This is a genomic window from Paenibacillus glycanilyticus NBRC 16618 (assembly GCF_004000805.1).
GTDB classification, from domain to species: Bacteria; Bacillota; Bacilli; order Paenibacillales; family Paenibacillaceae; genus Pristimantibacillus; species Pristimantibacillus glycanilyticus.
The window spans coordinates 1-14,295 of record NZ_BILY01000031.1 but is presented as its reverse complement, the minus strand read 5'-3'; the positions used below and the strand labels follow the sequence as shown (position 1 = coordinate 14,295).

11 protein-coding genes are annotated in these 14,295 nt (G+C 52.6%); 2 read left to right on the top strand and 9 right to left on the bottom strand.

Annotation, left to right across the window (positions count from 1 at the left end; all coding sequences use genetic code 11):
* Nucleotides 1-12: 12 nt before the first annotated feature.
* The 3 genes from PGL01S_RS21705 to PGL01S_RS21695 are packed head-to-tail and all read right to left on the bottom strand — an operon-like array spanning nt 13 to nt 2,973.
* On the bottom strand, nt 13-1,332 hold the full coding sequence (locus PGL01S_RS21705; protein WP_127496663.1) for a sensor histidine kinase: 1,320 nt from the start codon (nt 1,330-1,332) through the stop codon (nt 13-15).
* A 3-nt stretch (nt 1,333-1,335) separates the two neighbouring features.
* Nucleotides 1,336-2,397: a M42 family metallopeptidase gene (locus PGL01S_RS21700; RefSeq protein WP_127496662.1), complete on the bottom strand. Its 1,062-nt coding sequence runs from the start codon at nt 2,395-2,397 to the stop codon at nt 1,336-1,338.
* Between the two features lie 18 nt (nt 2,398-2,415).
* On the bottom strand, nt 2,416-2,973 hold the full coding sequence (locus PGL01S_RS21695) for a GNAT family N-acetyltransferase (protein ID WP_127496661.1): 558 nt from the start codon (nt 2,971-2,973) through the stop codon (nt 2,416-2,418).
* A gap of 143 nt (nt 2,974-3,116) precedes the next feature.
* Here PGL01S_RS21695 and PGL01S_RS21690 point away from each other — a divergent pair, with 143 nt between their 5' ends.
* Complete coding sequence (locus tag PGL01S_RS21690) at nt 3,117-4,334, top strand: chloride channel protein (protein ID WP_127496660.1); 1,218 nt, start codon at nt 3,117-3,119, stop codon at nt 4,332-4,334.
* Nucleotides 4,335-4,480: 146 nt separating this feature from the next.
* Here the strand turns inward: PGL01S_RS21690 and PGL01S_RS21685 are convergent, their stop codons facing one another.
* Nucleotides 4,481-5,359, bottom strand: a complete 879-nt coding sequence (locus PGL01S_RS21685; RefSeq protein WP_127496659.1) for a radical SAM/SPASM domain-containing protein — start codon at nt 5,357-5,359, stop codon at nt 4,481-4,483.
* A 100-nt stretch (nt 5,360-5,459) separates the two neighbouring features.
* Here PGL01S_RS21685 and PGL01S_RS21680 point away from each other — a divergent pair, with 100 nt between their 5' ends.
* A complete protein-coding gene (locus PGL01S_RS21680; RefSeq protein ID WP_127496730.1) occupies nt 5,460-5,663 on the top strand; it encodes a hypothetical protein in 204 nt (67 codons plus the stop codon).
* Nucleotides 5,664-5,703: 40 nt separating this feature from the next.
* On the opposite strand, the gene PGL01S_RS21675 is transcribed toward PGL01S_RS21680, so the two are convergent.
* The 5 genes from PGL01S_RS21675 to PGL01S_RS21655 all read right to left on the bottom strand — a co-directional run.
* Nucleotides 5,704-5,907 (bottom strand): hypothetical protein, encoded by a 204-nt coding sequence (locus PGL01S_RS21675; RefSeq protein ID WP_127496658.1) that lies wholly within the window; start codon nt 5,905-5,907, stop codon nt 5,704-5,706.
* Between the two features lie 128 nt (nt 5,908-6,035).
* Nucleotides 6,036-7,349 carry a stalk domain-containing protein gene (locus tag PGL01S_RS21670; protein WP_127496657.1) on the bottom strand — a complete coding sequence of 438 codons (1,314 nt, stop codon included), beginning with the start codon at nt 7,347-7,349 and terminating at the stop codon, nt 6,036-6,038.
* Between the two features lie 173 nt (nt 7,350-7,522).
* Nucleotides 7,523-9,319: an ABC transporter ATP-binding protein gene (locus PGL01S_RS21665; protein ID WP_127496729.1), complete on the bottom strand. Its 1,797-nt coding sequence runs from the start codon at nt 9,317-9,319 to the stop codon at nt 7,523-7,525.
* A gap of 49 nt (nt 9,320-9,368) precedes the next feature.
* Nucleotides 9,369-11,117 (bottom strand): ABC transporter ATP-binding protein, encoded by a 1,749-nt coding sequence (locus PGL01S_RS21660; RefSeq protein WP_127496656.1) that lies wholly within the window; start codon nt 11,115-11,117, stop codon nt 9,369-9,371.
* 34 nt (nt 11,118-11,151) lie between these two features.
* Nucleotides 11,152-14,295 (bottom strand): Lhr family ATP-dependent helicase (locus PGL01S_RS21655; RefSeq protein ID WP_127496655.1); only part of this gene is annotated, 3,144 nt, incomplete at its 5' end.

Sequence of the window (14,295 nt, the reverse complement as noted above, 5' to 3'; positions counted from 1 at the left end):
GGGCTCCTCCTGTCAGCCGAAGCGGATGTTCTTAGCGGCAAAATGCAAAATAACGGTCGTCCCTTCATTCTCCCTGCTTAACACGTCAACAGAGCCTCCGCTCTTTTTCATCACATTGTAGACGTAAGACAAACCTAGTCCAAAGTTGCTCGAGCGGTTTTTCGTGCTGAAAAACGGTTCGAATACACGCTCCAGCTGATCGGCCGGTATCCCTTTTCCATCATCTTTGATGGTTAACCGCACGGACTTTTTTTCTCGGTCCAAGCGTATCGCTAATGACCCGCCGGCGTCCATGGCTTCAGCCGCGTTAATCAATGCGTTGCCGATCGCCTCCGATAAATGAACGGGATCTCCAATCGCGATTGGCCGGCAGTCATAATCTTCCCGAACATGGATTTCCTTCTGCTCAAACAGCCCCTTATGTTTAGCCAAACAGCTTTGCACAAGATCGTCAAGCTTGAAAGGCTTCTCAACAAGCACGATGTCCCGCATCTGGCTGTGAATCCGGTTCACCATGCCCAGCATATGCTCCGAGGCTGACGTTATGATGGCAAGATGAGATAACGAATCCGGCGACCGGTCTGCCAATTCCCGCTTCAGGTTATCCGAGCTGAGGGCAATTTTACCGATTTCGTTTTTGATGGAATGATTGAGCTGCACCGCCCCTGAGCTGACCGCCTTCATCGTCCCTTCGAGCGGATCCTTCTCAAAACGCAGCCTTACGCCCAGCACGCCGTAAATAAACGTGCAAATCAATGCAACGGATAACGAATAAATAATGAACAAGGACACGTAACGGAATGCTTCCAAATCCGGAGCGACAACTGCCGCTATGTTAATAAAGAGCAGCACCGCCAGAATAGTCGGCACGATAATAACAGTTGCGATAAAACGGTTCCGTCTCTTGCGGCGGTTCGTCTCCCTCCATAAGGAGACGATAAGCAATAGACAGGCAGCGATGTAATAAAAGGCTGCCCAACCTAGCAAGAATCGGTAATTCATCCGAATTTCGGGCATTAGCGGCGTCGTCAGCATCATCCACGCAGGAAGAACAAGCAGAGCCAGCTTCCAATACAGCCTTACTCTTTTTACCGGTACAAGCTCGGAATAAACGATGCTAAACACAAGAATGCCGTAAGGCGATAACGTATGGTTCAGCAGCTGCTCGATGTTCGCCCATTCCTCATAGCCATAGAGGACCAATACATCCGTCAAGCCGCCTATCGCGGCCGCTCCGAGGAAAAAAGCCGCCCAGCGGTTCATCTCGCTGCGGGGATTGTTCACCAGCAAGATGACCGCGGCTGTCAGCAGCGCGAAGAAGTAATAAATCATCCGTTAGGAAACGGATAATCCCAGGTACGCAAGCAGCAGAGCTGCGGTATTTACGATCGCATCGGCGTGAGTCCGTTCCATCGCATGCGAGGCGTGAACGCCGGGTCCGATTAATGCAGCGCGAATGTTGCTTCCTCCCCGCAGCGCAGCAGAAGCGTCGGAGCCGTAATGCGGATAAATATCGACGGCATAAGGCAGCTGATGCTGCTTCGCAAGCTCGATCAGTCTCGAAGTCATCTCGTAATCGTACGGTCCGGAAGAATCCTTGGCGCAGATCGATACATCGCGCTCCGTCGTGGATAAATCGTCGCCAATCGCCCCCATGTCAACCGCGATTAGCTCCGTAATGTCGGCCGGCATATAAGAATTGCCGTGTCCTACCTCTTCGTAAGTGGAGAAAATAAGCTTGAGCGTCCGCTCCGGCTTTTTATCGGCCCGCTTCATCCATTCCAGAAGACCAAACAACGCCGCAACGCTTGCTTTGTCGTCCAGATGCCGGGATTTCACCCAGCCTTGCGGCGTAATCCGCACTCTAGGATCCCACGACACGATATCGCCTACCGCGATGCCAAGAGACTCCGTTTCCGCCTTGCTGGACGTATTTTCGTCGATTCGGATCTCCATGTTGGCTTCGTCCCGCTTCCATTCCCTTGCGTCCGAATAGACATGAACGGAGGTTTTGGTAGACAAAACCGTGCCCTCGTACTGCCTTCCGTCCCTGGTATGAATCAGGCAATATTCACCTTCAATCGTCTCCATGTTGTAGCCGCCAATGGGAGTAATGCGCAGCATGCCGTTTGGTTTAACGGAACGGACCATAGCGCCAAGCGTATCGACATGGGCGGTATAGGCAATCGCATCAGCCGAATCGCCGCTGCCCGCAATCGTGATCATTCCGTTCCCCTTAGGCGTGCGCTCCATCGTATAACCAAGCTTCGCCGCTTCCTCCTCGAGTCGGTTCATAATGTTCATGCAATAGCCGCTAGGGCTCGGAATCTGAAGAAGCTCCTCCAGAAAGCGTAAAATATATCTCCGGTTTAATGTTTTATTTAACTGATTTTCCATTTCGCAATCTCCTCCTGCCTATTTCTTGGAATATGCCTTTTCGTGAAAGGACGTTATGTAACGGAACAGCTTTTTCCCGCTCCCGTCACTAAGCCAGGCGTCTTCCTGACTAAGCTGTTTGTACATCGCCCGGTAAGGCTCCGGCACCCAGATATAAGGATGCTCGTAATCGGTAATCGTGAACCCGTTCCGCTCCCAGAACCGGATGCGACGCTCATTTGTTGGCGTATGCTCCGACTCCACCTCGATAAGCAGTCCATCAAGCAGCATCACCTTTTGCGCCCATTCCGCAATGGCTTCGATCAGTTGAGAGCCGACTCCCTGTCCTCTGCGCCGCCCGGAAACCGCGATATAATCGATAAGCAGTATTTTTCCTCCGCCCGTCAGACCGGATATCGCCATTGCTTCGACCTTGTCCACATCGGAGAGCGTATGGAGAAAACAAGGCATTTTCCGGAACATCCCGTTAATGATCGCATCGGGCTTCCGCCCTTCCTTCGGAAAGGACTGCTCGTACAGCTTCCTCGCAAGCGGCCACAGGGTATTGTCGAGCTCATTCAAGGTCGTAAACAGCATTTGCAGCGCTGACTCCTTTTCGCCTATACTTATCTGCTTCTAGTGTACCACTTCTGCCGGTTATTGACGTAATTTTCAAAATGTACGATAGTAATTAAATAATTGTTCGAGCGATTTTTTTCAGTTAGGAGCTAATTGGGTTTATGGCTATTGTTATGAAAACATCCCTAGTCCGGCTGGCCGTTGCGGCTGTCGTCGGCATTTGTGCCGGATCGGCATCCGCCCTGTTCCTGACAAGCCTGGAATGGGCAACGGAAACATCCATGTCGCATGCTTGGCTGCTATGGCTGCTTCCACTAGGCGGAGCACTGGTCAGCTGGCTTTATATGCTTTACGGAAAGGATGCAGCAAAAGGCAATAATCTGCTGCTTGACCGGATCTATGGCGGAGAGACGGCTGTTCCTCTGCGCATGGCGCCGCTTGTCCTATTCGGTACGATTGTTACCCATCTGTTCAGCGGCTCTGCGGGCCGGGAAGGAACAGCGGTTCAAATGGGCGGCAGCTTGGCGGAAATGATCAGCAAGCGCTTCAAGCTTAGCGGCGCCGAACGCAAAATCATCCTGCTATGCGGAATCAGCAGCGGATTTGGCTCGGTCTTTGGCACCCCTGCTGCCGGTGCTATATTTGCCCTTGAGGTAGCCGCGCTTGGCGCCATTTCACTCGAGTCCATCCTGCCAATTTTCCTTGCCAGCTACGTGGGCCATTACGCGACGTTAGCCTGGGGCGTACACCATCTTCATTATTCGATGGGGACAGTCCCTCCGCTAAGCGTTATTCTTCTAGTCAAAATAGCCGCGGCCGCCGTATTATTCGGGCTTGCTGCCCTCTTGTTCGTCACGTTAACCCATAAGCTTAAGGCCTGGTTCACGAAGCTGCTCCCGAATCCCGTGATCAAAAGCTTTGTTGGCGGCCTAATCGTTATCGGGTTGGTCTATCTCGTTGGCTCCCGGAATTATTTAGGCCTTGGTCTTCCATTATTGCAGCATTCTTTCGAGGAACCCGCAGCTCCGCTAGCCTTCTTGTGGAAAACGATTTTCACTTCCATTACCCTTGGATCCGGATTCCAGGGCGGCGAGGTTACGCCGTTATTCGTGATTGGCTCGACGCTTGGCAGCGCGCTTGCCAACCTGCTTGCCGTATCGGTTCCCCTGCTTGCCGGAATCGGCTTAATCTCGATCTTCAGCGGGGCAACGAACACTCCGCTTGCCAGCTTTATTCTTGGCCTGGAGCTGTTTGGCATGCAAGGCTACGGCTGGCTCTATATGCTGATCGGCTGTGCAATCGCTTATCTGTGCTCGGGAGCGCCGGGCATTTATTCCGCGCAGCACGCGCGGCGTTATTTCAAAGAAATGTGGCACTGAGCACCTTTAGGCGTCTATCTTCATAGGATGATGAAGCGGATGATAGAAATTGCGTACGATCACTGATCCTGTTCGCGATCGGCTAAGATAAACATAAAACAGCCGTAAACGTATAACGTTCACGGCTGTCCGTATGTCTAATTCCCTTATTTGCCGAAGCGCTGGCGGTAGCCGCATTTGCGGCAAAGCTCTTCAACCGCTTCCCGTCTCGAGAAGCCGTCAATGAGATTTGTCGCTCGCTCGCCCTCGATAATATCCGAGAACCTCTGCTCATTCATATTGCCGAGATTGATAACACCCTCGCCGTCGAGGCAGCATGGCACTACGGTACCGTCAATAAGTATGCCTGCCTGATTCCGCATTCCGTAGCAGAAGCCTTTGCCGTCGTCCTCCTTCGCCCTCAGGTCCGGCCATTCGAACTCATAGTCTTGATTCAGATAGACACGATCGGCGATTTTGACTCCGCTTCCTGGCATAACCTTTTCTTCGATAAGATAATCCAACTCGAACTCGTTCTCAATCATCGACAAAATCTCACGGTTCCGCTGTCTCTCCGCATTCGTCATATTATCCTGCGTCAAATTCCACAAGCGGAACGAAGTAATCATGTTCGTCTGTTCCATGGCTTCGCGGACGAAAGAAAGCACACCGCTGATATACCCTTCCTTGTCCTTGGAGCCGGCATGGCCGTCAAAGCTGTGAAGCGAGAAGTTCATCTGCCGGAGCGCCGGCTTGGACAGCAGCTTATGTTTATTTTTCTGAAGCAGCGTTCCGTTCGTCGTAATATTAACCTTAAAGCCCTTCTCGTGACTGATATCCAGCAGCTGGTCAATCTTAGGATGGAGGAGCGGCTCGCCCTTCAAATGAAAATAAATATAGTCCGTAAACGGTTTGATCTGATCCAGCCGCTCCGTAAAGTCCTCTATGCTTATAAAACCTTTTGCGCGTTCGGTTGGTGGACAGAAGGAGCACGCCAGGTTACAAATGCTCGTAATCTCGATATAAAATTTCTTGAATCTCTTCATTCTTCCAAGCTCCATTCTCTCGCGTTGCTAATCGTCTACCCACCATTATACCATTAAAATCAATCAGAAGGTTGATTGGATTATGTTTATGCAGGGTCAAATGTCCATTCAGCAAAAAGCAATGATGCTGATCGGACGCCCGGTCGGCATCTCTCTCCGCAACGGTCAAGGCGTATCCGGGGTCATTTGCAACGTGCAAGGCGGCCAGGTTTACATCATGCAATATATGTACGCCACGCAGTTCGCTACTTTCCATTACAGCTTTAATGATATTAACGATATATTGCCGTATCCGGCTTGCTAACACAAAAAACCGCGGAATTTTTCGCGGTTTTTTGTTGTCCTTAGCGGACAATTACGGCTATAATTTTGTTCAATGCCACATAAATCTTCGCGTTGAACGCTTTAAGGACAACGACTCCTTTTTTCACCGCTACTACCCGTCCTACAATTTCTTCACCGGAAACCGTTTTAAGCACAACAAGCTTGCCTTTCTTTTTTGCGGCTTCAATAATTTCAGGAAGCTCACTCGGAAACATCACTCCCATGTCGATCCCCCCTTTCCACTCTGCTACTCTAGTAATATGAAAGGGATAGGAGAGGGTTCGGGCTTTTCCAAAAAAAATCAGCGGCAGATTGGGAACGATATCCCATTCTGCCGCTGTTGGCCTTAAAACTATTCTTTTATAACGGATTTATTAATGGCCGGAATCATATCGGGCGAATATTTGCTATACAAGCCCAAGCGCCACAGCGCAGCTCCCTTCAACTGGTAACGCTTGGCTAAGCCAAGCTTATCGTCGATGGATTGCGGCGTTTCCGCACTTAGATCGATGCCAAGCAGAAGCTTGGATTTGGGAACGCCTGCTTTTAAAGCCATTTGGATGGCTTCGTTTACCTTATTATTGGGATTCGGTACTTGAGATGCCGTGCCTGAAGGATTGTATTTGTAAGCCATGAGAACAAGGTCGTCCGCTAGGCTTGCCAGCGTCTTGTAATCATAGCCTTGATATGCGCTGTTTGGCGCATGCACAACCAAGGACAATGCAGCATCCTGCGGAAGCGCATCCTTCAGCTGCTTCACATAGTTATTTAGAAGCTTCTGCTGCTCAACCTTGTCCATTTGGAAGCCAAGCCCTTCAAAGTCCAGAACCACGCCGCCAAAGCCGTAATCCGATATGGCCTTTGTAATGCCGTTGATCGAATTGGCGCGAAGCGTCTCGCTGCCCATCATTGTCGTGAGCTCGTTTTGCCCATCGAGGGAATAGACCATCAGGTAGGGCTTAATGGACTTGTCTGCGGCATCGCTTACTAACGATTGCGGCGTGACATCGCCATTAGGCTCCGGGACCCGGTATTCGGAGCCTTCGAGCGTAAAATTGCCGTCACGGTCAATTCGGCTCCAGCCATAGGCAACGGAGTTCGCCGAATTCACGAGATCGCGCTCCGCGAAAGAGGATAACGCGTAGAATGCACGCAGATGCATTGCTTTTTGCGGCGATTTGATCGTGACGGTATTGGTTGATTGACTCCAGCCGACTTGAGCGCCGAATTGGGTGCTGAAGAAGCTTAACGGGATAAGCACGCGATTACTTCGCATCATCGGCGCTGCCGGCAGCTTTACATTCGCCCCGTTTACAACGGCTGTTCCGCTGCCAATCTTCATGGACAGCTTTACCGCCTTGCCTTGCTTGATTCCTTCCGCCGTGACCGTCTGCGTCTTCTCGTCCCAGACGACCTTCTGTAGCCCAAGCGCTTCGCCGATAGTGCGGAACGGAACAAAAGTAACGCCTTTTACGATAATTGGCGGGCTATCGAAAGGCAGCTCTACATCATCTAATAGAATCGTAGTCTTGGCAGGAACGGCAGACGTCGCCGTTGCCGTCACGGCTGCTGCCGATTCGGCTTTTCCTTCGGAGACGCCGCTCGTTAACAAGGCAAGCGCCAGTACGGCGGCGGCAGATTTAATTCCCCATTGATTAATCACCATAAACCTCCCATGCTCTACCCTTATTCTTCCAACAAGTGGAAGCGGTATAGCAACGGCCCTAGTATATCAAATTTTTGCTAGTGAGCACAAATGATAGAATAGTCATGAGAGAATGACGGGAAAGAAAAAAAGGACCGAACGGGATTCCGGGCAGAATCCGTCCAGTCCTTCCTCTATACCGTTAAATTCCGGTGCATGCCGTAATAAAGGCCTTCCTTCTCCATCAGTTCGCTGTGGGAGCCTTGCTCGGCAATCGTTCCTTTGTCGATGACGAGAATCGTATCGGCGTTCTGAATCGTAGACAGCCGGTGGGCGATGATAAAGCTGGTGCGTCCCTCCATCATTTGAAGCATCGCTTCCTGAATCCGGAGCTCGGTCCGGGTATCGATACTGCTGGTTGCCTCATCCAGAATCAGAATGGACGGCTCAGCGAGAATAGCCCGTGCAATGGCAAGCAGCTGCCGCTGCCCTTGGCTCAGGTTGCCTCCATTCTCCGTAAGCGGAGTATCATACTGCTGCGTCAAGCGCCTGATGAACCCGTCGGCTCCCGCCATACGCGCCGCTCTCCGAACTTCCTCGTCGGTTGCCTCCGGCTTGCCGTACTTCAGGTTTTCCTTCACCGTGCCGGAAAATAAATACGTATCCTGAAGCACAATGCCAAAGGTCCGGCGAAGGCTGTCTCTCGTGTAATCCCGGATGTCCCTCCCGTCAATGAGGATCCGCCCTCCCGTTACATCATAAAAGCGGCTGAGCAGATTGATAACGGTTGTTTTCCCCGCTCCGGTTGGTCCGACTAAGGCCGTGCTGCTGCCGGCTTCCGCCTTGAAGCTGACGCCTTTCAGTATTTGCACGTCGCTGCGGTAGCCGAACTGTACGTTTTCAAACACAACCTCGCCTTTGGGAGAAGCAAGCTCGACAGCATTGGGAGCATCCTCTACTTCTTCCTTCTCGTCAAGCACTTCGAATACCCGCTCCGCTCCTGCAATCCCCGATTGAAGGACGTTATACGTATTGGCCAAGTCCATCATTGGACGGACAAATTGCCGGGAGTAGCTCAAGAAGCTTGCGATAATTCCCACCGTGATCATGCCGTGAACGGCCATAACCCCGCCGACGATCGCTACGGCCGCAAAGCCGATATTGTTGATTACACTGAGCAGCGGCATCATAAAGCCGGACCAGATTTGCGCCTTGGTGCTTACTTTGCACAACTCGTCATTGTCTCTGCGGAAATCGGCAATCGAAGTTGCTTCATAATTAAAGGCTTTGACAACCTGGAAACCGGTGATCGTCTCCTCGACTTGACCGTTTAATCTCCCCAGCTGCGCTTGCTGGTTTTTGAATAAGGCGCTGGTTCGTTTCGTAATGGTTCGGGCAAGCAGGAAAACAAGCGGTACCGTAATCAAGCTTGCCAGCGTTAACAGCGGACTGAGAACAAGCATCATGATCAAAGATCCGATCAACGCGATTGAACCGGTCATCAGCTGCGCCGAAGTCTGCGAGACGGATGTACTGACATTGTCGATATCATTCGATAGTCGGCTCATTAGTTCGCCATGCCTGCGGGTATCGAAATAAACAAGCGGCAACCGCTGCAGCTTCTCGAATAAGGTGCGCCGAAGCCGGCTGACGATCCGCTGGGAGATCCCTGCCATCATCCAGCCCTGCAGGAAGCTCAGCGAGGCATCCGCCAAATAGGAAGCGACAAGCGCAAACAATACAAGATGCAGCAGACTGAAGTCAACTGCGCCTTCGCCTCCTACCATTGCGTTGACGGCAACTCCGATTAAATAAGGCCCCAGAAGCATGATAGCGGAATCGATCAGAATAAAGCCGAATACCAAGGCAAGCTGCTTGCGCTCGCCACTCAAATAACCCCAGAGGCGCATTAAAGTCGCCCGAAAGTTTTTCGGCTTTTGCTTGGGGCCGCCGCGTCCGCCAAATCCGGGGCCGCCTGGGCGGCCTCCCATGGGCACATTAACCTCGGAACGCGCTGTTCCGTTGTTGGAGTTGGTTCCGTTAGGCTGAGGCATGGTTATCCACCTCCTTGCCGATCTGGGAGCGATAGATCTCCTGATAAACCATGCAATCCCGCATCAGACGGTCATGATTGCCCATGCCTACGATTTCCCCGTCGTCCATCACGATGATGGTGCTCGCATCCTTCACGGAGGAAATCCGCTGGGCAATGAGCAGACAGGTAACATCCTTTGCGTATTCGTTGATCGCGCGTTTGATAGAGGCCTCCGTCGCACTGTCGAGCGCGCTTGTGCAGTCGTCGAGTATAAGAATATCCGGCTTCCGGATAAGCGCTCTCGCAATCGAGATCCGCTGCTTCTGTCCGCCGGAGAAATTCACTCCGCCTTGTCCAATCATCGTATTGTACTGCTCCGGAAGTTCCGAGACAAACGAATGAGCCGAAGCCATTTTGGCCGCATCCACGACCTCCTCCATAGACGCGTCCTGCTTCCCGATCCGGATATTGTCCACTACCGGTCCGGTGAACAGCACCGATTTCTGCGGAACGATGGCAATCTTCTCTCTCAACTCATGAGTATCAGCCTCGCGAATATTGATGCCGTTAATTCGGACTTCCCCTTCCGTAACGTCGTAGAACCGAGGGATCAAGTTCACCAGCGTGCTTTTTCCGGAGCCGGTTGAGCCGATTATGGCTACGGTCTCCCCGGGCTGGCAGCTAAAGCTGATCGATTTGAGAACGGGCTCTCCCTCGGGACCATCATAAGAGAAGCTGACATTGTCGAATTCGATAGCGCCCTTGCCCTTCAGCTCTTTCACGGCAGATTGCCGGGTGAGGTTCGTCATTGGATTAGTCTCTGCCAGCACTTGCACAATCCGGCCTGTTGAAGCCTTCGCGCGAACGAACATGTTGAAGATCATTGTCATTGTTGTCAGCGAGAACAGAATTTGGGTCATGTAGTTAACGAACGCGATAATATGACCAACCTGGGTATGCCCGTTATTAACCCGGATGCCGCCGAGCCAGATAACAGCCACAATCCCGATGTTCATCGTAAGCGTAACGGCGGGCCCAAACACAGACATGACCCTTTGCGCGGAAGTAGACCGCTCCTCATATTGCTTGTTAATACCGTTGAATTTATCGACCTCGAGATCAAACCGGTTGAAGGCCTTGACCACTCTGACGCCCGACAGATATTCGCGCATAACGCCGTTTAACCGGTCCAGAGCATTCTGCACCTTCAGGAACAACGGCAGACCAACCTTCATATTGAGCACAATCATTAATCCGACGATCGGAATTACAATCATAAGAACGATGGATAAGTACGGATTTAGCCGGAAGGCCATAATAAACCCTCCGATGCAAAGCATGGGAGCTTTGACAAAAATCCTCATCATGCCGTTGACGAAGTTTTGGACCTGCGTCACGTCATTGGTAAGCCGCGTAACCAGCGATGCACGGTCGAAGCGGTCTACGCTTTCGAAGCTTAACCCTTGAATTTTCTCGAATAAATCCTGACGAAGCTCTGCCCCAAAGCGTTGGGACACGATGCTGGAGACAATATTGCGGCCGGATGCCGCAATAGCGCCTCCCAGCGTAATCAATAGCATGTAACCCCCGAAATGGAGAACCTTATCCATCTCTTTGTTCGCAACACCCTCGTCCACGATATGAGACATCATGGTCGGCTGAAGCAGATCCGCCAAGGCCTCAACGCTGACGAGCAGGACGCAAAAGGTGAACAACAGGCCGTATTTTCTAATATATTTCGTCATGTGCTGCACGCGAAGATCCCCTTTCCAGTATACGAAAGCACATCTATTTCAATTGGCTTTGCCATAATACAAGCGATTTCTGATCGCTCTCCGCCCCAATCTCCTTCAGCAGCTTCCCTTCATCCGTCAGCGCCACCGTATCCCCGTTCCAGCGCTCCACCACAATCTTCGAGAGATGCTGGCGGCGCAGCAGCGTCATAAACATCCGCTTCAGCTCCTCTGTCGACGGTTGATTGGCTGATTCCAACGGTTCCATCGTATGGATCCGTTTGCCGTTGTTTTCCATCCAGTACAGCCATTGATCTCCCCGCAGCACGAGGAAATGCCCCGGTTTCCTGGCAAAGGAGCAATCGTAACCTCCCGGCCACTCCATCAGCAAGCCAAACGGATTAGCAGGATCCACTGCAGACAGCAGCGTTAGCGATTCTTTTGCCGAGGTCCCCGAAGGAAACGGCTTCCGAATGAGCTCTGCGATCTCCGGCGTCGTAAACTGCATCGTTATCGCTCCGTCGATAAACAAACCGCGCGTCAACGTGCCCCATTCCTCCAGCTTTCGAAGTACCGGCTGCAGACGATCCCAGCTGTAAGGCGTTACGGAAGCAGCCAGCTCCTTGGTCACAATCCCGTACGTATCCAGCAAATGGCGGATCCAATACATCTCGGGAGGATCCGCGTCCGGAGATGTATGGCCGGAATTCCCTGCATCCTCGAAAGCCTCCGCCAGACTGCCTGTCCAGTACCATCTGCCAAGCCCCGACCCGGTCTTTGCCCAATCCTTGCCCTTCTTCAGCGTTAATAGCCGCAGGGGGGCGAACTGGTCATTTGATGCATGACCTTCCCAAGCGAGCTCCAATAGCGCTGTTAAAACCTCCGTCGGAAGCTTTCCCGTGTCTCTAGCCAGCCGGGTTAGGAAGCTAGCCCCGCTCCGCTTCAACAGCTCGAGCAGCTCCGGGTGCGAAGCGGTTTTCTCTCTGCTCTCCGCCAGATAAGGCTCATAGATCGAACGGCTGCCTGCCAGGAAAAAGGCTACTTTCCCTTCCTTTTCCTCGGGCTGCTTCTTGCCGATCCAGACGACCTCTCCCGTTGCGCACAAAAGATCAAGCTCATCCTTCCGGTAATCCGTTACGCGGGACGGGAAAATAACCGACTCCCAATGAGATAGCGGCAGAAAAATGCCCTGCAGGCGCTCGATAACAAGCTTGAGACCTTCGCTGCCGCGAAGCTGCGCGCCTTGGAGCGCATGCTGGCGCAGCGCAATCTGCGCGCACCAGCGAATTGGTGATGCCGGCTGGACCTGCTTGCGGGCTTCCCCGATCGATAGACGGATCATGCGCTCAGCTGCGCGCCGGCTCGACCAGATTCGTTCCTCCGGCGATGCGGCAAAAGGCGCCTGATCGAGGCTGCCTTCCTCACGCAGTTTATCGATTAATCTCTTTGCTTCGATTAACGACAGCTTCGGATAACGCTCGCATAGCTCAAGCTCGGTAAAGGCGATCCGGTTGTCGGCAAATCGGCGGATGATAAACGCAGCTGCTTCATCCGACTCCGGAAAAGCTTCGTAGATTTCCCGTTCATCACGGCAAATCCATCGGTATTCTTCTTCCGGCGTATCAGGCGACGGCTGATAGACGGCCAGTTCTCCGGATTGCAGAAGCTGCTCCGCCCATTCCAGTGGTCTCGTATCCGACAGCTGGATCAGCTCGTCCGGTGCAAGATCGCCCCGGCGCTTCAGCAAGCGAATAACATCGCCCGGTTCACGAAGCTCCGGCTCCGGCTCGGAGAGCCTTTGCCGCTCCGCTTCCAGCACCTGCTCGGGAATTACGCTGCGAATAGCCTGCTCGCCGAACAAACGCCCTGCCATCTCCCTGCTTACATTCATCAACTGCATTTGAATGGCCGGATCCAGCCCATCGCCTTCGTAAATTCGCATATTTACGTAATCGGCCAGGAATTGGGTCGCCATCGGGGACGGAAATTCCGTCTCCTTGACCACTACCTCAATCTCGCCATCCTGAATGGCGGTTAACAAGGTTCGCAAATCTTCCAAAGATAAATACTCGTGCAGACATGCCTTCATCGCTTCCGTCAAATAAGGAAAATGCTCGGCATACGGCAAGGCGGAACGCAGCAATTCCTCGCTCCTCAGCCGCTTCTGCCAGAGGGGCGTCCTGCTGAAGCTTCGGGATAACAGCAAAGAAGTCTCGGCAATATGACGGAAGGCTATCGCCAGCAAAGGCGAGCCTGTAATCGCTTCGGTAAGAAGCGGCTCAATATTAGCCGGCGTAACTCCCCAAATCGTCTGCAGCCAGGAGGAATCCCATTCCGGAAGCACGAATTCGATGCCGTTGTCTTTGGCATTGCCATAGAGCCGGTAAGGCAGAAGCAGCTCGAACTGCCGCTCGATCGCCAGCAGCCAGGTCCGGTTAAGCCGCCTGCCAAACGGATTATGCATAATGACATGCGTCTGATTCATCAGATCGCGGTAGGTCTCAATGACGATGCGTTTGTCTGTCGGGAGCTCGCAGTTGGATAACTGGGAGCGAATTAACGACAGCAGCTGCTGCGCCGTATAATCATCCATCCGATATTGCCCGGCAAGCCAGCTGATCAACTGATTTTCATCTTCCCGTTGAAGACGCTCTTCGATTTCCCCGATAAACGCCCCGACTTTTTGGCCAAGCGAATAGGTCCGCCCAAGTCCTTCAGCACGCCAAAACGGTATTTCGCTAAAGCGATTTCCCGCCTCGGATACATAGACCCGGTCCTTATCGATTCTGCGGATCATCCAACCGTTCATTCCAAGCTGAAATACGTCTCCTACGCGACTCTCCTGTACAAATTCTTCGTCAAGCTCGCCCAGATGAACCCGGCTGTCCACATGATGCACCGGGTACGCCGAGCTCGACGGAATCGTTCCAGCCCCGGTCAAGGCGCCAATCATCGTATTCCGCCGCTTCACAAGCTGATCCGTGTCGCGGTTCCAATCCAGTAGCGGCCGCATGAACGGGTAAAAGCCAGCCAGCACCTGCAGCATGCCCCGAAGCTTGCCGACGGGGAAGCTTCTGTAGCTGTCGCTTCTGGCGATCAGCCTATGCAGATCGCTTACCGCCATGTCCTGCGCAGCAACGATGGATATCGTCTGCTGCGACAGGACATCCAGCCGATCCCGCGGGATCCGGATCGGCTC